General features: G+C 71.6%; 19 protein-coding genes and 2 tRNA genes. 12 read left to right on the top strand and 9 right to left on the bottom strand.

The window, feature by feature from the left end:
* Positions 1 to 224: 224 nt before the first annotated feature.
* The 3 genes from ACZ31C_RS07350 to ACZ31C_RS07340 all read right to left on the bottom strand — a co-directional run bounded on the left by ACZ31C_RS07350 (position 225) and on the right by ACZ31C_RS07340 (position 2018).
* The gene (locus ACZ31C_RS07350) at positions 225 to 497 is read right to left on the bottom strand and encodes a hypothetical protein (protein WP_465794584.1); all 273 of its coding nucleotides are present in this window, start codon (positions 495 to 497) and stop codon (positions 225 to 227) included.
* Between the two features lie 234 nt (positions 498 to 731).
* Positions 732 to 968, bottom strand: a complete 237-nt coding sequence (locus ACZ31C_RS07345; protein ID WP_465794583.1) for a DUF397 domain-containing protein — start codon at positions 966 to 968, stop codon at positions 732 to 734.
* A 69-nt stretch (positions 969 to 1037) separates the two neighbouring features.
* Entirely contained in the window at positions 1038 to 2018 is a 981-nt protein-coding gene (locus tag ACZ31C_RS07340) for a helix-turn-helix domain-containing protein (RefSeq protein ID WP_465794582.1), read from the bottom strand.
* A 223-nt stretch (positions 2019 to 2241) separates the two neighbouring features.
* Between ACZ31C_RS07340 and ACZ31C_RS07335 the strand changes: the two genes are divergently transcribed.
* The gene (locus ACZ31C_RS07335; protein ID WP_465794581.1) at positions 2242 to 3561 is read left to right on the top strand and encodes an MFS transporter; all 1320 of its coding nucleotides are present in this window, start codon (positions 2242 to 2244) and stop codon (positions 3559 to 3561) included.
* A 55-nt stretch (positions 3562 to 3616) separates the two neighbouring features.
* Here the strand turns inward: ACZ31C_RS07335 and ACZ31C_RS07330 are convergent, their stop codons facing one another.
* On the bottom strand, positions 3617 to 3859 hold the full coding sequence (locus tag ACZ31C_RS07330; protein ID WP_176096007.1) for a mycoredoxin: 243 nt from the start codon (positions 3857 to 3859) through the stop codon (positions 3617 to 3619).
* Between the two features lie 93 nt (positions 3860 to 3952).
* Between ACZ31C_RS07330 and ACZ31C_RS07325 the strand changes: the two genes are divergently transcribed.
* The 3 genes from ACZ31C_RS07325 to ACZ31C_RS07315 all read left to right on the top strand — a co-directional run bounded on the left by ACZ31C_RS07325 (position 3953) and on the right by ACZ31C_RS07315 (position 7027).
* A complete protein-coding gene (locus ACZ31C_RS07325; RefSeq protein ID WP_465794580.1) occupies positions 3953 to 6103 on the top strand; it encodes an ATP-dependent DNA helicase UvrD2 in 2151 nt (716 codons plus the stop codon).
* A 139-nt stretch (positions 6104 to 6242) separates the two neighbouring features.
* A complete protein-coding gene (locus tag ACZ31C_RS07320) occupies positions 6243 to 6527 on the top strand; it encodes a hypothetical protein (protein WP_396744338.1) in 285 nt (94 codons plus the stop codon).
* A 134-nt stretch (positions 6528 to 6661) separates the two neighbouring features.
* Positions 6662 to 7027 (top strand): WhiB family transcriptional regulator, encoded by a 366-nt coding sequence (locus ACZ31C_RS07315; RefSeq protein ID WP_465794579.1) that lies wholly within the window; start codon positions 6662 to 6664, stop codon positions 7025 to 7027.
* Positions 7028 to 7338: 311 nt separating this feature from the next.
* Here the strand turns inward: ACZ31C_RS07315 and ACZ31C_RS07310 are convergent, their stop codons facing one another.
* The 3 genes from ACZ31C_RS07310 to ACZ31C_RS07300 all read right to left on the bottom strand — a co-directional run bounded on the left by ACZ31C_RS07310 (position 7339) and on the right by ACZ31C_RS07300 (position 10141).
* On the bottom strand, positions 7339 to 8667 hold the full coding sequence (locus ACZ31C_RS07310) for an ABC1 kinase family protein (protein ID WP_465794578.1): 1329 nt from the start codon (positions 8665 to 8667) through the stop codon (positions 7339 to 7341).
* Positions 8668 to 8677: 10 nt separating this feature from the next.
* A complete protein-coding gene (locus ACZ31C_RS07305; protein WP_465794577.1) occupies positions 8678 to 9781 on the bottom strand; it encodes a TOMM precursor leader peptide-binding protein in 1104 nt (367 codons plus the stop codon).
* Positions 9782 to 9973: 192 nt separating this feature from the next.
* Positions 9974 to 10141: a DUF5679 domain-containing protein gene (locus ACZ31C_RS07300; RefSeq protein ID WP_012014940.1), complete on the bottom strand. Its 168-nt coding sequence runs from the start codon at positions 10139 to 10141 to the stop codon at positions 9974 to 9976.
* Positions 10142 to 10676: 535 nt separating this feature from the next.
* Here ACZ31C_RS07300 and ACZ31C_RS07295 point away from each other — a divergent pair.
* The gene (locus ACZ31C_RS07295; protein WP_396744347.1) at positions 10677 to 11198 is read left to right on the top strand and encodes a M48 metallopeptidase family protein; all 522 of its coding nucleotides are present in this window, start codon (positions 10677 to 10679) and stop codon (positions 11196 to 11198) included.
* 32 nt (positions 11199 to 11230) lie between these two features.
* Positions 11231 to 11851, top strand: coding sequence for a hypothetical protein (locus ACZ31C_RS07290; protein WP_396744350.1), 621 nt, complete (start codon positions 11231 to 11233; stop codon positions 11849 to 11851).
* 25 nt (positions 11852 to 11876) lie between these two features.
* On the opposite strand, the gene ACZ31C_RS07285 is transcribed toward ACZ31C_RS07290, so the two are convergent.
* Positions 11877 to 13190, bottom strand: coding sequence for a zinc-dependent metalloprotease (locus tag ACZ31C_RS07285; protein WP_396744352.1), 1314 nt, complete (start codon positions 13188 to 13190; stop codon positions 11877 to 11879).
* A 113-nt stretch (positions 13191 to 13303) separates the two neighbouring features.
* On the opposite strand from ACZ31C_RS07285, the gene ACZ31C_RS07280 reads away from it, so the two are divergent.
* The 6 genes from ACZ31C_RS07280 to ACZ31C_RS07255 all read left to right on the top strand — a co-directional run bounded on the left by ACZ31C_RS07280 (position 13304) and on the right by ACZ31C_RS07255 (position 19247).
* A complete protein-coding gene (locus ACZ31C_RS07280; protein ID WP_396744355.1) occupies positions 13304 to 14317 on the top strand; it encodes a PDZ domain-containing protein in 1014 nt (337 codons plus the stop codon).
* 189 nt (positions 14318 to 14506) lie between these two features.
* Positions 14507 to 17506, top strand: a complete 3000-nt coding sequence (locus tag ACZ31C_RS07275; RefSeq protein WP_465794576.1) for a UPF0182 family membrane protein — start codon at positions 14507 to 14509, stop codon at positions 17504 to 17506.
* Between the two features lie 150 nt (positions 17507 to 17656).
* Positions 17657 to 17730: transfer RNA gene (locus ACZ31C_RS07270), tRNA-Met, on the top strand.
* A gap of 151 nt (positions 17731 to 17881) precedes the next feature.
* A tRNA-Met gene (locus tag ACZ31C_RS07265) sits at positions 17882 to 17955 on the top strand.
* A 140-nt stretch (positions 17956 to 18095) separates the two neighbouring features.
* Positions 18096 to 18338 carry a hypothetical protein gene (locus ACZ31C_RS07260; RefSeq protein WP_396744357.1) on the top strand — a complete coding sequence of 81 codons (243 nt, stop codon included), beginning with the start codon at positions 18096 to 18098 and terminating at the stop codon, positions 18336 to 18338.
* A gap of 75 nt (positions 18339 to 18413) precedes the next feature.
* Positions 18414 to 19247, top strand: a complete 834-nt coding sequence (locus ACZ31C_RS07255) for a phosphoribosylaminoimidazolesuccinocarboxamide synthase (protein WP_465794575.1) — start codon at positions 18414 to 18416, stop codon at positions 19245 to 19247.
* A 16-nt stretch (positions 19248 to 19263) separates the two neighbouring features.
* Here ACZ31C_RS07255 and ACZ31C_RS07250 read toward each other — a convergent pair whose 3' ends face one another.
* Positions 19264 to 19734 carry an ATP-binding protein gene (locus tag ACZ31C_RS07250; protein ID WP_465794574.1) on the bottom strand — a complete coding sequence of 157 codons (471 nt, stop codon included), beginning with the start codon at positions 19732 to 19734 and terminating at the stop codon, positions 19264 to 19266.
* Between the last annotated feature and the right edge of the window lie 4 nt (positions 19735 to 19738).

Raw genomic sequence — 19738 nt, 5'->3', positions numbered from 1 at the left:
AAGGGTCCCCTGCTAACGCCTGGTGTATAGCAGGGGACCCTTCCTTACCTCCACGCCGAGCACGGCGGCGGGTGCGCCTGGTGCGCGCCGGGGTGCGGGGAGTGCGGCCCCGACCCGTGGCCGTCGTTGCCGCGGCGGCCACGGGCCGGGGACACGGGCCGTCGTGGTCGGCTGGGTGAGGAACACGGCGGGGGAGCCGGTCGACCACGACGGACGTGGGGAGGTCAGGTGTCGGGCGGACCCGGGCGGGCCCGCCGGTGCCCCGGGTCGTCCAACGGCAACACCTTGACCCGTTGCTTACCGGAGCGCACGGCGCCGACGGTGGCGATGGCGCGGGCGAGGTGCAGGGCGGCGTCGCGGTCCTCGGCGTGCACGACCTGGCGACGCGGCTCGGGCCGGGTGGTCTCGTCCCGCAGCCGGTGACCGCCGGCCCAGGCGGCCGTGATGTCGGTGTCGACGACGGCGCGGATGTCGGTGCGAACGATCAGGAACCGCATGTGGGTCTCCGATGTGCCGCGACGGGTGGAACCGTGGAAGTTCCACGTCACTACCCGGCCATCGTACGCCCGGTCCGCATCTCAGCAAGTGAAACGCGGCGATTGATTTCAGCCCCGTCCGATCATCCGATGCCTGCTCACCGGGGTGGTCGGGACGGATGGCAGTGGAGGGTCGGGGTGGACGACGACGGGGCCGCCGGTGGTGTGCCGACGGCCCCGCGAGACGTGCCCGAACTAGTTCAGGTCGAACTGCCCGTTCTTGGCACCGGAGATGAAGCCCAGCCATCCGGCCCGGTTGAACAGCAGGACCGGGCCACCCCGGTCCTTGCTGTCGCGCAGCGCCACCGCGGCGGGGCCGGTGCCCAGCGGTGCGACCTCCACGCAGTTGGAGGTCTGGCTGCGCGTGCTGGTACGCCAGGGGGCGTGCGCGAGCTGGGCGAGGACGGACGGCGTGGTGCGAATGTCGTTCATGGTTGAGCTCCTGACGTGAACCGATGGATCGAGTGGGGACGCACGTGCCGAGCGCGGTCCCCTCCTCGGTCACCGCTCCGTCAGGCTCCCGGAGGAACCACGGCGTTGGGCCGGCGCCGTTGCCGATCCGTTGGCCACAATGGACGATGCCCCCGGACCGGTCAGCCGTTCCGACGACTTGACCAGCCAGGAGTGGGTATCCGTTGCGTCAAGTGCCGCCGTACGTAGCCACTCGAACACCACTTTATAGTGATTTAGGGTGATTACGTCGGTCGACATGACGTCGGTGAAGCCACCTTCGATGGCGAGCGTCTCCGGATCGAGTGGATCGGCGAACCGATAGACCGAGAACGCGGTCGGTGGGAGGTACCACTGCCCGATCGGCGTGTCCCTGGGCAGGACGTGCAGCGTGACGTTGGGCAGCATGGCCAGCTCGCAGAGCTGCTCCAACTGCTCCCGGAGCACCTCGGGCGGCCCGGCCCGGTGCCCGAGCGCCGCCTCCTCCAACACCGCCGTGTACTGGGGCGCGTCGTGTTCCCGGGTGAGCAGCCGCTGCCGGGCCTGCCGGGCCTTGACCTGCGTCTCGGTCTCCTCCTCGGCCTCCGGATCGCCGGCCTCCCGGCCGACCTGGTACGCCGAGGAGAGCCGGACCCGGGCGTACCCCGGGGTCTGCAGCAACCCCGGCACCAGCACCGGGTTGTACTCGGAGATCTCGACGCAGCCCGCCTCCAACTCGGCGAAGCCGCGTTGCTGCTGCGTCATCGCCGGATAGTTCTTGAGCCAGCCGCGCATGTCGCCGGCCTCGTCGGTGATGCCGAGCAGCTCCGCCCGCCGTGCCTCGTCGGCGTCGTACAGGTCGAGCAGGTCCCGGACGTCCTGCGGGTCGGGCCGGCTGCGGCCGTTCTCCAGTCGGGACAGCTTCGACGCGGAGGCCCAGCCGACACGCTCGATGACCTGGTCGCCGGTGAGCCCGGCGGCCTCGCGCAACTGGCGTAGTTCGCGGCCGAGCCGCTGCCGACGCAGGATCGGACTGGGTGCGGCAGGAGGCACGGTGTCCTCTTTTCCGTCGACCGCCGCAGACGCGACGGTAACTGTATGAAATTCGCCCCCCACGGCCAGTATGGACGTCGCGACCGGCGCCGGAGGTACCGGCGGGGGCGTGTCATGAGAAATACGGACACCCGACACACCGGAACGAGACCGCCGTCATCTGCGTCCCCGCCCCGGACGGGTTCCCGACCGCGCCCGAGTCGCGCCACCCCCGGAGGGATCAATGCGAACCGTCCTGAGTCGCCCGGACTTCCGCCTGCTGTTCGGCGGACTGCTGGCCAGCATGACCGCAGAGTCGATCCTGCTGCTGGCACTCGCCATCTGGGTGAAGGACCTCACCGGATCGGACGGCCTCGCCGGTGCCACCATCTTCGTCATCCTCGCGCCGAGGACCCTCGCGCCGCTGGTCGGCTGGTTCGTCGACCGGTATCCCCGGAAGCCCTTCTTCGTGGTCACCAACGTCGCCATGGCGTTGCTGCTCACCCCGCTGTTCGCGGTGCGGGACGCGGACGACATGTGGATCATCTATGCGGTGGCCGCGCTCTACGGCCTGTCGAACCTCACCGTCGGCGCGGTGCTCAGTCGGCTGATCCAGGAGATGGTCCCGTCCGACCTGCTCGGTGAGGCCAACGGCGCGTTGCAGACCGTGCGGCAGGGTCTGCGGCTGGTCGGCCCGCTGGCCGGCGCCGGCCTGTACGCGGTGCGTGGCGGCTGGGTACTGGCCGCGGTCGGGATGGCCGGATTCCTGGTCGCCGCCGCCGTGGTCGGCACGCTCCGGGTGGCCGAGTCGCCTGCCCGGCCGACCGATCGGCTCGCGGACCGCCCGGCCGACGGCACCACCCGGGTACGGCGGCTCTCCGCCGAACTGGTCGCCGGACTGCGGCACCTCGCCGGCGAGCCGGCGTTGCGGCGGGCGGTGCTCGGCTACGGCCTCGGCTCGCTGGTGATGGGCTTCACCGAGTCGCTGATCTTCGCGTACGTGGACTCGGGGCTCGGACGGGACGCCGCGTTCGTCGGCGTACTGGTCACCGTGCAGGGCATCGGCGGACTGGTCGGCGGGTTGTGCTCGGCGGCCGTCCTACGGCGACTCGGTGAGCTGGGCACCCTCGCCGCCGGAGTGGCGTTCTTCGGCCCGGCGGCACTGGCGCTGGCGTACCCGAACCTGTGGCTCGGCTTCACCGCGATGCTGCTGGCCGGGGTGTCCCTGCCGCTGACCCTGGTCGGCCTGCACACGCTGATCCAGCGGCGGACCCCGCCCGAGCTGATCGGCCGGGTCGCGGCGGCCTCGGAGGCGGTGATCCGGTGCCCGCAGGCGATCTCCGTCGGCGTGGGCGCGCTGATCGTCGGGGTGCTCGACTACCGGGCCGTCTTCGTGTCGATCGGCCTGGCCACCCTGCTGGCCGGTGGCTACCTCTGGACCGGGCGTCGGCTGAGCCCGCCGGCCGGACCGGCGGCGCGTACCCGGGTGCCGGCACCGCGCCCGGCCGCCGAGGACCGGAACCCGGCGCCGGTCGGGACGCTGAGCGGCCGGGGCGGTCGCTGACCACGACGCGGCGGCCGGTCCCGATCGGGACCGGCCGCCGCGGGTACGTCCGTGGTCAGACGGTGATGCTCGCCAGGTGCTGCTTGACCTGGTTGATCGACGGGTTCGTCAGCGCGCTGTCGTCGGCGAAACGCAGGGTGGGCACGGTCTGGTTGCCACCGTTGACCCCCATCACGAACTCCGCCGCCGCCGGATCCTGCTCGATGTCGACCACCTGGTAGGCGATCCCCTCCCGGTCGAGCTGCGACTTCAGCCGGTGGCAGTAGCCGCACCAGGGAGTGGAGTACATGGTCAGCATGGTGAGATCCTCCAACGTCATGCGCGCCTGCTCGCGCAGATCAGCACAGGCTAACCGCTGCAACGTCCGAGCGAGCTGCGACAATTCCCCGCTGTGGTGGTTAACTCCGCGTCCGAACGCGTGCTGACCGGGCTCGACCCGGAACAACGCTCGGCCGTGACCGCCTCGGCCGGTCCGGTCTGCGTACTCGCCGGGGCGGGCACCGGCAAGACCCGGGCGGTCACCTCGCGGATCGCGCACCGGGCGTTGACCGGGGAGATCTCCGCCCGGCACGTGCTCGCCGTCACCTTCACCGCCCGCGCCGCCGCCGAGCTGCGCCACCGGCTCGCCGCGCTCGGGGTGGCCGGCGTACAGGCCCGGACCTTCCACGCCGCCGCACTGCGTCAGGTGCGCTACTTCGCGCCCCGGCTGCTGGGTGGTCGGGCCATGCCCGAACTGCTGGACAGCAAGGTGCGCCTGGTCACCCTCGCCGCGGCCCGGGCCGGCCTGCGGACCGACCGGACCGCAGCGAGGGACCTCGCCGGTGAGATCGAGTGGGCCAAGTCGTCGCTGGTCGAGCCGGGGGAGTACGTGGTGGCGGCGGCGAAGGCGCTGCGCGAGACGCCGCACGAGCCGGCCAAGGTCGCCGAGGTGTTCGCCGCGTACGAGAAGCTCAAGCGCAGCGGTGGTGTGATCGACTTCGAGGACGTGCTCCGCGCCGCGGTCTGGGGGATCGAGGAGCACCCGGACGTCGCCGAGCAGGTACGCAACCAGTACCGGCACCTCGTCGTCGACGAGTACCAGGACGTCAACCCGTTGCAGCAGCGGCTGCTGGACGCCTGGCTCGGCGGCCGGGACGACGTGACCGTGGTCGGCGACGCCAGCCAGACGATCTACTCGTTCACCGGGGCGACGTCGTCGTACCTGGTCGACTTCCCGCGTCGCCACCGGGGCGCCACGGTGGTCCGGCTGGTCCGTGACTACCGGTCCACCCCGCAGGTGGTCGGGCTCGCCAACGCGGTCATCTCGCAGGCCCGGGGCACCGAGGCGCGGCTGCGTCTGGAGCTGGTGGGCCAGCGTCCGCCCGGCCCGGAGCCGGAGCGGCGCATCTTCACCGACGAGCCGGCCGAGGCCGCCGCGGTCGCCGCCCGCTGCCGTGCGCTTGTCGACGCCGGCACCCCGGCGCGCGAGATCGCCGTGCTGTTCCGCACTAACGCGCAGTCCGAGGCGTACGAGAAGGCGCTGGCCGAGGCGGGCGTGCCGTACCTGGTCCAGGGGGCCGAGCGGTTCTTCGAGCGGACCGAGGTGCGGCAGGCGATGGTGGCGCTGCGCGCGGCCACCCGGTCGATCCCCGGCGAGACGCCGCTGCCGGTGGCGGTGGTCGAGGCGCTCGCCGCCGTCGGGTGGGCACCCGACGCGCCCCCGCCCGGTGGGGCCGCCCGCGAGCGGTGGGAGGCGCTGGCCGCGCTGGTCCAGCTCGCCGAGGAGTACGCGGCCACCCCCGACCTGATGCCGCTCGGGGTGGCCGCCACGGTCGAGCGCCCGGTCACCCTCGCCGACTTCGCCGACGAACTGGCCCGGCGGGCGGCCCAGCAGCACGTACCCACGGTGGAGGGGGTAACCCTGGCCTCGCTGCACTCCGCGAAGGGCCTGGAGTGGGACGCCGTCTTCCTGGTCGGGCTGGCCGAGGGCACCCTGCCCACCACCTACGCGCGCACCACGGAGCAGGTCGAGGAGGAGCGCCGGCTGCTGTACGTCGGCATCACCCGGGCTCGCCAGTGGCTCTGGCTGTCGTACGCCTCGGCACGCTCCCCGGGCGGGCGGGCCCGGCGGCCGTGCCGGTTCCTGCCCCAACTGGCCCCGGGCGGGACGGAACGGGCGACCTCGGGCGGCCCGGCGCGCGGTGCGCAGCGGCGGGCGGCCACCCGGATCGTCTCCTGCCGGATCTGCGGCACCACCCTTTTCGCCGGACCGGACCGGAAGCTGGGCCGCTGCGCCACCTGCCCGTCCGACATCGACGACGAGCTGCACGAGCGGCTGAGCGAGTGGCGCTCCCGGGTGGCCGGGGCCCAGCGGGTGCCCGCCTACGTGGTCTTCACCGACGCGACGCTCGTCGCGCTCGCCGAGCGGCGCCCGACCCGGCCCGAGGAACTGGTCGCGATCGCCGGCATCGGCCCGCGCAAACTCGGCCTGTACGGGGAGGCCGTACTGGCGCTGGTCGGGGGTGCGGCGGTCGATGAGATCTGCCCTCAGAAAACTTTCTGAATCTGACCGTTAATTCGTTTGCCCTCGCCCCACCGACCGTCATAGCCTCAGGACACACCTCGCGAGGGGGCCCTGTTCGGGCTGCTCACGGGGTATCTGTTCCGAGTCGATCTCGAGTGAAGGTAGGGAGGTGGCACCGATGGAGAGCTACGTCAACCAGCGTCCGACGGCGCTGCCCGTTGCCGTCGCTCCGCTGTCGGCTGCCCTGATCTCCGTCGTTCCGGCGACGGAAGTTCGGGCGACCGTCGTCGCCACCCGACCGTGGGCTCCGCAGGCGCACCGGGTCGAGGTTCAGGCCGAGCTGATCCTCGCACCGAAGCCGAACGGGATCCAGGGGACCAGTGGCTTCACGGGCAAGGGCGTCGATGGCGCCACCAAGCGGATGGACGTCCGCGGTGTTCCACCTCGAGGTAGACCGGTCTGACCAACAGACCACCGGCTCACCTCGAGGCCGCGGAACCCGCATACCGGGATCCGCGGCCTCAGTTTTTTGCACCGCCGAAGTACGTCGGAACAGCGATCCACGAGATCGAAGTGTGAGAGAGAGGTGACCGGGCGATGAGTCTGGCGTTGGCCCCGCTCGACCTGAGCGTCGAGCTGGAGGCGAACCTGCCCTGCCGGAAGCTCGACCCCGACCTGTGGTTCTCCGACTCGCCCACCGAGCTGGAACTGGCCAAGTCGCTCTGCGGGGACTGCCCGCTGCGCGTCGAGTGCCTGGCCGGTGCGGTCGAGCGGGCCGAGCCCTGGGGCGTCTGGGGCGGCGAGATCTTCGAGCGTGGCGCGGTCGTCCCGCGCAAGCGGCCCCGTGGTCGCCCGCGCAAGGAGGACATCGCCCGTGACGCCGCCCTGCGGGTCGAGGCCGAGGCGCGACTGGCTGCCGACGGGCTCGCCCCGTCGCGCAACGCGGTCCGGCTGGCTGCCTGACATGTTCCCGAACCGGACCAACCCCGCCGGCAGCGTGCCGGCCGAGAGAGAGCTGACCACGATGTTGTACCTGCCGAACGGAACCACCGACATGTACCTACTCCACGAAGCGTTGTCGAAGGTGCGAATGTTGCGGCCTCAGGCCGGTCGCACCACCACGAGCACTGAGGCAACCCGATCCGCCCGTACCGTCGCCATGACCGGCCGTGCCCGGTCGGCTCGCGAGTTGGGCGTTCTGTAGGACCGACACCGCAAACGGCGGGCGGGGACCTGAGGTCCCCGCCCGCCGTCGTCGTGTGGTGGGGCGGTGCTCAGCCGACCGGAGCGAAACCGGGCAGCCAACGTTCCAGGATGCCCCGGTAGGGTGCCTTGGCCTCCAACTGGCACAGCACCCCGATGGAGCCGAGCGTCACCCGGTGGATGAGCAGGTACGACGGCGGCAGGTTGAGGTGTCGGCTGAATTGGTACGCAGGTGAGCGCGGGTTGGCCAGCCGGGTCGCCTCGGCACGCAGCCAGGCCCGGGAGAACCGGAACTCCTCGGCGGCGATCGGTTCCAGCATCGGCCGCAGGAACTCCAGCAGCGCGTGGGCGTCGATCGGGTCGTCGGTGCTGAGGAAGCCCTCCGAGCGCAGGCCCGCCTCCACGCCGTCGGCGTCGCCGCGCAGGGCCAGGGCGGCGATGCGGCCGATCGGTTCCGGCGTACCCTCCGGCATCCGGGCCACCGCGCCGAAGTCGATCACCCCGAGCCGGCCGTCCGCCAGCAGCCGGAAGTTGCCCGGGTGCGGGTCGGCGTGCAGCAGCCCGGCCCGCGCCGGTGCGGACAGGTGCAGCGTGGCCATCAGCAGGCCGGCCCGGTCACGTTGCTCCTCGCTGCCCTCCCGGATGATGTCCGACAGCGGTGTGCCCTCCACCCACTCGGTGACCAGCACCCGGGGTGAGGCGGAGAAGACCGTCGGGACGTAGATCTCGGGATCGTCCTCGTAGGCGGCGGCGAAGGCACGCTGCGACTCCGCCTCCAACTCGTAGTCCAACTCCTCGGTGATGCGTTCGCGTAGCTCGGCGAGGAGCGGTTTGACGTCCAGCCCGGGCTGGATGGCCCGGAACATGGTGCTCAGCCGGGAGAGCTGCTTGAGGTCGGCGAGCAGGGCGTCACCGGCGCCCGGATACTGGATCTTGACGGCGGCGTCGCGGCCGGTGCCGTCCGGCATCCGCCACACGGCCCGGTGCACCTGCCCGATGCTGGCCGCGGCGGCGGGGGAGTCGTCGAAGGTGACGAAGCGCTCCCGCCAGGCCGGACCCAACTGCTCGGCGAGGACCTTGTGCACGCTGGCGGCGGGCAGCGGCGGCGCGGCCTCCTGAAGCTTGGTCAGGGCCTGCCGGTACGGGGCGGCGACTTCCTCGGGCAGGGCCGCCTCGAAGACCGACAACGCCTGGCCGAACTTCATCGCCCCGCCCTTGAGCTGGCCCAGGACGCTGAAGAGCTGCTCGGCGGTGCGTTGCTGGATCTCGGCGGAGATCACGTCGGAGGCGAGCCCGGTGACACGCTTTCCCATGCCGAGGACGGTCCGCCCGGCGAAGCCGAGCGGCAGTGCGGCGAGCTTGGCGGTGCGGGACACGGCCCGGCGCGGGATGTCGGTCACGAGGTCATTGTTACCGACTCGGCGGGCCCGCTGCTGCTCTGCGCCCGGGCTGGCGTTCATCTTCGGTGTACGCACCACACCGGCAGCGGGGGTGCGGCGGCCAGTGCCGGCGGCGGGTGACGCCCGCCGGGCCGATCTCCACCGCCCCGCCGAGCGTCTCCGGCGTGCCGCCGTCGAGCTGCGCCAGCGCCTCGCCGACCGTGTAGGCGGTGGCCGCCAGGACCGTGCCGGTGGCACACGTCGGGGTGGCGGGCGTGTGGGCGATCTGGGCGGCGAGGGCCGGCCAGTACGGGTCCCGGTCGGCGCGGTGCAGGTCGAGGCAGCGCAGGCAGGGGCCGGTCGGCGGCCGGACCAGTGGCCCGATGACCGGTACGCCCTCCCGGACGTCGACCAGCAGGTGCGGCTGCCGGCGCTGGGCGTGACCGGCGGCCACCAGGGCGGCCGGTCGGTCGAGGCCGAGCTGGATCACCAGGTCGGGCCGGGTCCGGCGCAGTGGTTCGGTGGCGGTGCCGGGTGCGGCGCGCGTCACGGTCGCCCGGACGGCCGCGTCGAGCGGACGCCCGAGGTCACTGGCGGGGATACCGCTGGCGACCAGGTCGACGGGGCGTACCGGGCCGGTGAGGTCGGGCTGGACGTGCCCGACACCGGCTTGGGCCAGGGCCAGGGTGACGGCGGCGCCGAGTGGCCCGGGGCCGGTGACCGCCACCCGGGCGGACAGGCGACGTCGGAGCACCTGCGCGGGGGTGCCGGGCAGCCGGTCGGCGACCAGGGCCAGCGCGCCGGCCTCCGCGGCGAGCCGGCTCCGACGGGGCTCGGCGAGATCCCGGGGCACCAGCGTGTGCGCCGGCACCACCAGCCCGGCCTCGCGCAGTGCGTCGAGCAGGGCACGGGCGTGCTCCGGCCGGCCGCCCGTGCCGGTCAGCACCTGCCGCTCGCTGCGCGTGCCGTCGAGCAGGTCGAGGAGCCGGACCGCCCCGGGATCGGCGAACTCGACCAGGACGGCACGCTCCGGTGCCAGCCCGAGCTGGAGGGTGTGCCGGTCGCGCCAGAGTCGGCTGAGGCCGGGCAACAGGGTGGGACGGGGCGACGGCGGGTGCTCCGTGATCGGCGGCATGGGTACGAACAGTGACCGATTCCCTGCTGTCCGTCGATCGTTGTCCACAGGTGGCCACCCGCAGATCCAGGGCTGTCCACAGGATTTGGCGAGTTTTCCACAACTCGCCGGTAACCCTGTCGGCGGCCCGACAGTGAGCGGGAACGCCGCGAGGGGGTGGCCGGCGGCCACCCCCTCGCGCGGACGCGAACGTCAGACCTTCGCCTTGCCCAGGATGCGGTTCACTGTTGTGCCACACACCGGACACTTGCCCTTGGCCATGTTCATACCGGTCTTCGAGACCTCGACGCGGCCCTCGAAATCCCGCTTCTCCTTGCACTTGACGCAGTAACCGTTGTAGGTCTGGGCCTGGTCGGCCACGGTGTGCCTCCTCGTCTCGTCCGCCGGGTCGATGCCGGTCCGGCGGTTCTCCCGGCGGCGGGCGCCTGCGACGTCCGACACCGGGTCTTCTCCGTGGTCATCCACATGACCACCGGTTGGCGGACCCTACCCAGGTGAGGGCGGTTCCATGTCAGCTGCGCGTTGCCACTGTGAGCAAGGCGACGTCGAGAGTGTGCACGCCGAATTGGGCCAGATCAGTCCTTTTGGCGGGGACACGCCGACTAGAGGTCGCTAAATCCGCTGGTAGGGCCCGCACGACCGAAGATCGGGACCCGACTGGCGGGGTCGGACGATGATCACTTACCGTGGAGCGTGTCGGTGCGGTGACACCTCACCGACCATCACGATGGGTGATCGTGACGCCTCACGGGCCTCCGGCCAGAAATTTTTCGGGACTCCTGGCGACCAATCCCCATTTTCCGGGCGCGTGTCGGGGGGTTGACCCTTGCGGACCCCTGGTCACAACGCATTAGCTTGCCAACGTGACAGCAAACCGAGGCTGCGCGGTCCACTGATGGCGGGGGCGCGGAAGCCTGTCGTCGAGGTACGGCGCAGCCAGCGTCGGCGACGTACGGTGTCCGCCTACCGCGACGGTGAGCGGGTCGTCGTCCTCATACCCGACCAGTTCTCCCGGGCCGAGGAGAGCGAGTGGGTCGACCGGATGCTCGCCCGGCTCGCCGCCCGTGAGGGGCGTCTCACCCGCTCCGACGCCGAGCTGCTGGAACGGGCCGGCCGGCTGATCAAGCTGTACCTGACCGAGTACGGCGACCAGGCGGTGCCGGCCAGCGTCCGGTGGGTGAGCAACCAGAACGGCCGATGGGGCTCCTGCACCCCGGCGGACCGCTCGATCCGGCTCTCCCACCGACTCCAGGAGATGCCGGATTGGGTGATCGACTACGTGCTGCTGCACGAACTCGTCCACCTCATCGTGGCCAGCCACAATGCGCAGTTCTGGGCGTTGGTCGGCCGGTACCCGAAGACCGAACGCGCCCGGGGCTACCTGGAGGGTGTCGCGGCGGTGGGCGGCACGCCCTGAGCGGTCGTCCACCCCGGCGGTAGGGTCGTAGGATGGCCCGACGTGTGGTGGTGGCGCTGCTCGCCCCGGTCGCCTGGACGCCGCCCGGCATCGACCCGGCGGACTGGCGTCGCGCGCTCGCCGAGGACGTGGTGGACCTGCTCGCCATGCTCAACGAGGTCGACACGGCGGTGGCGGCCACCCCGGCGGACCGCCGGCTGGCCGACGAGGTGATCTGGCCCGGCACGACCGTGTACGAGGTGCCCGAGCCGACCCCCAACGCCGTCTTCGCCGCCCTCACCGCCTCGGGCGACGGCTACGAGCAGGCGGCGGTGGTCGCCGGGGACGCCCCCGACCTGCCCGGACTCACCGTCGGCAAGCTCCTTCGCCCGTTGACCAGCCGGCCGGTGGCGCTCGCCCCGGTCGAGGGCGGCGTGCCGGGACTGCTCGGTGCGGCGGTCCGGCTGCCCGTACCCTCCTGGCTGCCGGCACTGGACCTGGACAGCGCCGTGCCCGCGGCCGTACGCGCGGCGGCGCCCGAGCCGGGCGACCTCGCGGTCACCCCGTCCTGGCACCGGCTCCGCGGCCCGGCCGACCTGGCCCGGCTCGACCTCGCGCTGGACGGCTGGGAGCACACCCGCGCCCTGCTCTCCGGCGCCGACCGGTCCGGCTGACGCCGGACCGGCGGGTGCGGCGGGATCAGGAGCGGCGGTCGTCGCCCTCGGTGTCGTCGGGGCGCTCCGGGCCCTTGCCCTCGACCTCGCCCGGGATCTTCTCCTCCGGGCCGCCCGGGGCGGAGAAGTCGAACTTGTCCAGCTCGGACATTAGGTCCACGTCGGCCATGGCGAAGGCCACCGGGTCGGCGAAGTCGTCGTCGGAGGGGAGCAGGTCGGGGTGGCCCCAGAGGGCGTCCCGCCCGGCGATGCCCCGGTGTTCGGTGAGCGCCGCCCAGAGCGCGGCGGCCTCGCGCAGCCGACGGGGACGCAGCTCCAGCCCGACCAGGGCGGCGAACGTCTGCTCGGCCGGTCCACCGGCCGCCCGACGGCGACGGAACGCCTCACCGAGCGCGACCACGTTCGGCAGCCGGCCGTCGGCGGCACCGTCCACCACGTGGCAGACCCAGCCCTCGACCAGGGCGAGAGCGGTCTCCAGGCGAGCCAGTGACGCCTTCTGCGCCGGGCTGTCCTCCGGCGTGAAGATGCCCTCCAGGGCGATCGCCTGCATCGACTCCGGGTCGGTCGGGTCGACCCGACCCATCGCCTCCTCGATCGCCTCCCGGTTGACCCGGATCCCGGCCGCGTACGTCTCGACGGCGGTGAGCACGTGTCCGCGCAACCACGGCACGTGCTCGAAGAGGCGCTGGTGGGCCGCCTCGCGCAGGGCGACGTAGAGGCGTACCTCGTCCTCGGGCAGCTCCAGACCCTCGCCGTAGCCCCGGATGTTGGCCGGGATCAGCGCGGCGGTCCCGGCCGGGCCGAGCGGCAGGCCGATGTCACCGACGGAGAGCACCTCCGCGGCCAACGACCCGAGCGCCTGGCCGAGCTGACCGCCGAAGAGGGCGCCGCCGAGGGTGGCCACCATCGACTGCATCGGGCCGAGCTGGGCGCGCGCCTCCGGCGGCACCAGGTCGCCCATCGCGCCGACCATCCGGCTGGCCACCGGGTCGCAGAGCTTGCGCCAGACGTCCAGCGTCTTGAAGATCCACTCGTTGCGGTTCCAGGCCACCGTGGTCTTGATGCCGGAGGGCAGCGCCGAGGCCGGCTCCAGCCAGAGGTCGGCGATGCGCAGCGCTTCCTCGACCGCGTTGCGCTCGTACGGCGAGACCGCCGGGTCGCCCGCCGCCGCGAGCTGACTGGCCGCCACCTGACGGGCCAGGTCCCAGTTGACCGGCCCGCTGCCCGGCGCGGAGAGCAGGTGCTGCAACTGCGACATGAACTGCTGCATCTGCGCGGGGTCGTTGGGGTCGGGCGGCTGCCCACCCGGGAGCGCGAAACCGAACGGAATATCAGGCACGAGCTCTACGGTACGCGCGCCGTGCCCCAGGTCGCCGTCACCGCGGTTGCGCTGAGGGCGAAGTCCCGTCGTGCCGCCCGGCGCCCGAGAACCGGCTCGGTACGCTCTGCCGCATGAGACGACGTGGCGTGACCGTCCTCCTCGGTGCTCTGCTCACCGCACTGCTCAGCATCGGGGTCCTCGGCGCACCCGTCCCCTATGTCGTGCTCGGTCCCGGTCCGACGGTGGACACGCTCGGGCAGGAGGACGGCAAGGAGGTGATCCAGGTCACCGGCGGTGAGACCTCCACCTCCGCAGGTCAACTGCGGCTGACCACGGTGGGTGTGCAGCCCACCGTGAAGTTGCGCTCGGCCATCCAGGGCTGGCTCTCCGACGACCAGGCGGTGGTGCCGCGCGAGCTGGTCTATCCGCCCGGCGAGACCCGCGAGGAGGTCGAGCAGCGCAACGCCGAGGACTTCCAGGTCTCGCAGACCAGCGCGGAGACCGCCGCGTTGCGGGAGTTGGGGTACGAGGTGCAGGTCGTGGTCAAGACCGTCGCCGACGACGGCCCGGCCGCCGGGGTGCTGCGTCCCGGTGACGTGGTGACCTCGGTCGACGGGGAGCCCGTGCCGCTGGCCGGCCGACTGACCGAGCTGGTCCGGGCGAAGCCGGCGGGCACCGCCCTGCGCATCGGATACACCCGCGACGGGGCCGCGCGTGTCGACACCGTCACCACCGAGGAGTTGGACGGCCGCCCGCGCATCGGGGTCGAGATCGAGCAGCAGCAGCCGCACCCGTTCACGCTCTCCTTCGACCTCCAGGACATCGGCGGGCCCAGCGCCGGGCTGATGTTCGCCCTGGGGATCATCGACAAGCTGACCCCGGAGGACCTGACCGGCGGCCGGGTCATCGCGGGCACCGGCACCATCGACGACTCCGGCCAGGTCGGGCCGATCGGCGGCATCCCGCAGAAGCTGGTCGGCGCGAAGCGGGCCGACGCCACCGTGTTCCTGGTGCCGGCGGCCAACTGTGCCGAGGCGGTGTCCAACAGCCAGCCGGACCTGCCGCTGGTCCGGGTGGGTTCGCTCGACGAGGCGCTCACCGCGCTGGAGACGCTGCGTTCCGGGGGCGAGCCGACGCTCTGCTGACCGCCGGACCGACCCGGCGTTCCGCCGGAACTACACGCTGACCTGGGACGACTGCTGGTCGGTGCGGTCGCGTACGGACCGGTTGCCGGCTGCGCGGCGCGACCTTGCCACAACGCATTCAGGAACACCCCGTACTCTGGGTGCCTGGTCGGAGCCGATCATAACGAGCGTGCGGAGCCAACAGTGGTCATGCGTAGCAGCAGCCCTCTGCCGAGGATGAGCCGACGCGGACGCGTCACAATCGGGGTGCTGATCGGGGTGTTCGTCCTGTTCACCCTGCTCGGCTGGGGGGTGCAGGCCTGGACCGACTGGCTGTGGTTCTCCGAGGTCGACTACACCTCCGTCTTCCGTGGCGTGATCGTCACCCGGTTGCTGCTGTTCCTGGCCGCCGCCGTCGCGATGGGTCTGATCGTCGGCGGCAACCTCTGGCTGGCGCAGCGGTTGCGGCCCCGGATGCGTCCGCACTCGCCGGAGCAGGCGACGCTGGAGCGCTACCGGATGTTGCTCGGCCCCCGGCTCGGGCTCTGGATCGCCGCCGCCGCCGTGGTGGTGGGTCTCTTCGCCGGCCTGTCCGCGCAGAGCCGCTGGAACCAGTGGCTGCTCTTCCTGCACGGCGGTGACTTCGGCGTGCAGGACCCGGAGTTCGGCGTGGACGTCGGCTTCTACGTCTTCCAGTTGCCGTTCTGGCGGTTCCTGCTCGGGCTGGGCTTCACCGCGGTGGTGCTGGCGCTGATCGGATCGCTGGCCGTGCACTACCTCTTCGGCGGGGTCCGCCTCCAGGGCGTCGGCGACCGGATGAGCGGTGCGGCGCGGGCCCACCTGAGCTCGCTGGTCGCGGTCTTCGTGCTGCTCAAGGCCGTTGCGTACGTGCTGGACCGGCGGTCGATGCTGCTGGAGTACAACGACGGCGTGGGCGTCTACGGCGCCGGGTACGCCGACATCAACGCGTTGCTGCCGGCCAAGGAGATCCTCGCCTACATCTCCGTGGTGGTGGCGATCGCGATCATCGTGTTCTCCAACGCCTGGATGCGGAACCTGGTCTGGCCGGGCATCTCGCTGGCGCTGCTCGGCGTCTCGGCGGTGGCGATCGGCGGCATCTACCCCTGGGCGGTGCAGACCTTCGAGGTCAAGCCGAGCGCCCGGGACAAGGAGGCGCCGTACATCCAGCGCAGCATCGACGCCACCCGTGCCTCGTACGGGCTGGACATCGCCGAGAACTCGGCGTACTCGGCCAGCAACCTGACCCCGACGGAGAGCCTGGCCACCGACACTGCGGTGGTGCCGAACGCCCGACTGCTCGACCCGCAGCTGGTCAGCGAGACCTACACCCAGCTCCAGCAGGTCCGTGGTTTCTACGACTTCGGCCCCAAGCTCGACATCGACCGGTACACGGTCGACGGCCGGACCCAGGACTACGTGGTCGGCGTACGTGAGATCAACTACGGCGAGCTGACCGCCCAGCAGAGCAACTGGATCAACCGCCACACCGTCTACACCCACGGGTACGGCGTGGTGGCCGCCCCCGCCAACCGGGTCGTCTGCGGTGGTCAGCCGTTCTTCGTCTCGGGCTTCCTCGGCGAGCGGTCGCAGGAGTCCTGCTCCTCGCCGACCGACCTGATCCCGGCCAGCCAGCCCCGGATCTACTACGGCGAGCGGATGCAGGACGGTGACTACGCCATCGTCGGCAAGCCGAGCGAGGACGCCAACCCGGCCGAGTTCGACCGGCCGGCGGGCGAGAGCGGCGAGGCCCGCGAGTCGTACTACACCTACACCGGCTCCGGCGGCGTCGACGTCGGGTCGTTCTCCCGGCGGCTGCTCTACGCGATCAAGGAGCAGGAGCCGAACTTCCTGCTCTCCGAGGCGGTCAACGACAACTCCAAGCTGCTCTACGTGCGTAACCCGCGGGACCGGGTGGAGAAGGTCGCGCCGTTCCTGACGCTCGACGGCGACCCGTACCCCGCCGTGGTGGACGGCCGGGTGCAGTGGATCGTGGACGGCTACACCACCTCGGCCACCTACCCGTACGCCGAGCGGGTCAACCTCCAGCAGGAGACCACCGACGAGCTGACCGGCCGGGGCACCATCCAGCTGGCCCGGGAGAACGTCAACTACATCCGCAACTCGGTCAAGGCGACCGTGGACGCGTACGACGGCACGGTCACGCTCTATGAGTTCGACGAGAACGACCCGGTGCTCAAGGCCTGGAACAAGGCTTTCGGCGGTGACCTGATCAAGCCGCGCGAGGAGATCCCGCAGTCGCTTGCAGACCACTTCCGCTACCCGGCCGACCTGTTCAAGGTGCAGCGCAACCTGCTGACCCGCTTCCACGTCACGAACCCCGGCGACTTCTACTCCGGCCAGGACTTCTGGCAGGTGCCGAACGTGCCGGACGCGCCGGACAGCGGGGTCAAGCAGCCGCCGTACTACCTCTACACGCAGATGCCCGGGCAGGAGGAGCCGACCTTCCAGCTCACCAGCGCGGTCACCCCGAACGGCCGGCAGAACCTGGCCGCGTTGATCTCGGCGTCGTACCAGGACGGGCGGCCCAGGTTGCAGGTGCTGGAGCTGCCCGACCAGACCCGGGTCTCCGGCCCGGTGCAGGTGCACCAGCAGATGACCAACAACGCCAACATCCGGCAGCAGCTGAACCTGCTCTCCTCGAACCAGGCCCAGGTGCAGTACGGCAACCTGCTCTCACTGCCGTTCGGCAACGGCATGCTCTACGTCGAGCCGGTCTACGTGAAGAGCAACCAGACCGACGCGTACCCGCTGCTGCAGAAGGTGCTGCTCTCGTACGGTGACGGTGGTTCGTTCGTGGTGCTGGCCGACAACCCGGCCGACGGCATCAAGCAGCTCGTGGAGCAGGGCAAGCGGGCGGCGGAAGGCAACCCGCCACCGGCCACGGAGGAGCCGCCCGCGGGTGAGGAGCCGCCACCGGGTGGCGAGGAGCCGACGCCCACGCCCACCTCGACCGAGGCGCCGCCGCTCACCGGCGATCTGGGTGTCGCCGCCGATCGGGTACGCGCGGCGATCACCGAGGTGCGCGACGCCCAGGCGTCCGGTGACTTCGAGCGGTACGGCCGGGCGCTCAAGACGCTGGACGAGGCGCTGACCGCGTTCCAGCAGGCCCAGCAGGCAGCCGGGGCGAACGGTCCGGCACCGACCGGCAGCCCGTCACCGACCGGCTGACGAACCGCATCCGACCGGGCCCGTGGCCGGCGACCTCCCGTCGCCGCCACGGGCCCGGTCCGTTTCCCGGCCTGGCCCCGGCAGCGCCACGGCCGTTCTGTGAGTCGTTTTGCGGCGGGACGGGGTGGTGCGCTACGGTGGATCTACCGACGCGGGGTGGAGCAGCTCGGTAGCTCGCTGGGCTCATAACCCAGAGGTCGCAGGTTCAAATCCTGTCCCCGCTACTGCACGAGAAAGGCCCCGGATATCCGGGGCCTTTCTCGTTGTCCGGAGTGCGGTGCCCCCTCCCGACGGCTGCCGGGAACACCGTGTTCGGGTGCCGGTGGGGTGGTCGGTGGGGCTCGTAACGGATGGGGTAGGGTTGTCACATACCGACGCGGGGTGGAGCAGCTCGGTAGCTCGCTGGGCTCATAACCCAGAGGTCGCAGGTTCAAATCCTGTCCCCGCTACTGCACGACGAAGGCCCCGGATATCCGGGGCCTTCGTCGTTCCGCCGGCGAGTCGGCCGGTGGCCCGTCCGCGGGCCGGTGGCCCAGCTCGCAGCGCCGTTCGCCGGCCAGGGGTTGCGGGCCTCGGCGAGGATGGGGCCATGTCTTCCTTCGGCAAGTGGTGGGGGCGGCTCGGCACGCTCCTGGGAACGGTCGTGCTGGCGGTGTTCGTGCCGGTCGCCGCGTGGGCCTCGACCGGCACCGGGGAACTGGTCGTGGAAGCCGCCCGGCGACGTGGGCGCGGTGGCGGTGTCTTCGGTTTCCTGGGCCTGCTCTGCTGCCTGGCGGTGGTGGCCGTGGTGGTTCTGCTGCTGGTCCGGCTCACCCGTAACCGGCGGCGCTGACCGGGTGCCGCAGCGCTTCGGAAGCGCTGCGGTCCCGCAACTGTGGTGCCTCCGGCACGTGGTCTACTTGTTCGCGTGGAACTTCTGCACTCGGGCAAAGTGAGGGACGTCTACGCGGACGGCGACGACCTGATCCTGGTCGCCTCGGACCGTGTCTCCGTCTACGACGTGGTGCTGCCGACCCCGATCCCGGACAAGGGCAAGCTGCTCACCGCGTTGTCGCTGTGGTGGTTCGAGCAGCTCGCCGACCTGGTGCCGCACCACGTCATCTCCGCCACCGACGTGCCGGCGGAGTTCGCCGGGCGGGCGATCCGGTGCCGCCGGCTGCGGATGGTCCCGGTGGAGTGCGTCGCCCGTGGGTTCCTCACCGGCGGCGGCCTCAAGGAGTACCAGAGCACGGGCGCGGTGTCCGGCGTCGCGCTGCCGCGTGGTCTGGGTGAGGCGTCCATCCTGCCCGAGCCGATCTTCACTCCGTCGACCAAGGCGCCGATGGGGGAGCACGACGAGCCGATGACCTTCGCCGAGGTGGTCGACGAGGTCGGCGCGGAGACCGCCGAGCGGCTGCGGAAGCTGACCATCGACGTGTATTGCCGGGGCGCCGAGCTGGCCGCCGAGCGCGGCATCCTGGTGGCCGACACCAAGATCGAGCTGGGCTGGGCGTCGGACGGCACCCTGGTCCTCGCCGACGAGGTGCTCACCCCGGACTCGTCCCGCTTCTGGCCGGCCGAGTCGTACCAGCCGGGCCGTACGCAGTTCTCCTACGACAAGCAGTACGTTCGGGACTGGGCGGCGGGCAGCGGCTGGGACAAGCGCGAGCCGGCGCCCGAGGTGCCGGACGAGGTGGTCGAGGCCACCCGGGCCCGTTACGTGGACGTCTACGAGAAGATCACCGGCAACCGCTGGGAGTGACCTCGGGCGTCGGCCGTCAGTCGCTGCGGTGCCGGCCGATGTGCTGCTCGGTGGCCATGGTCGCGGAGGTGATGCGGACCGTGGTGCCCGCCGGGCCGGTCTCCACGTCCATCGCGTCGGTCAGCTCGCGGGCCAGCCAGAGCCCCCATCCGCCGGCGGTCTCCGGCGCCGGTCTGCTGCGGTCGTCGAGGCGTTGCACGCTGATGCCCTGACCGTGGTCGGAGACCTCGCACATCACCAGGTCCGACTGCGTCCAGAGGCGTAGCCAGCCCTGCCCTCCGCCGTGCCGGACCGCGTTGGTGATCAGCTCGTTGACCGCGAGCACGAAGTCGTCCAGGCGGTCGTCGCGCAGCCCTGCGGCGCGCACACAGGAGGTGACCGAGTGCCGCAGCTCGGTCACCTGTGCCTGGTCGAAGGCGTCGGCGATCAGGAGGGTGTGTTCGATGGGCACCACCGTACGCGGTGTGCGGGGTTCTGCGTTCGTCATGGCC

The sequence above is a fragment of the Micromonospora sp. NPDC023869 genome (assembly GCF_055559695.1).
This window is presented reverse-complemented; position numbering and strand designations above follow the sequence as displayed.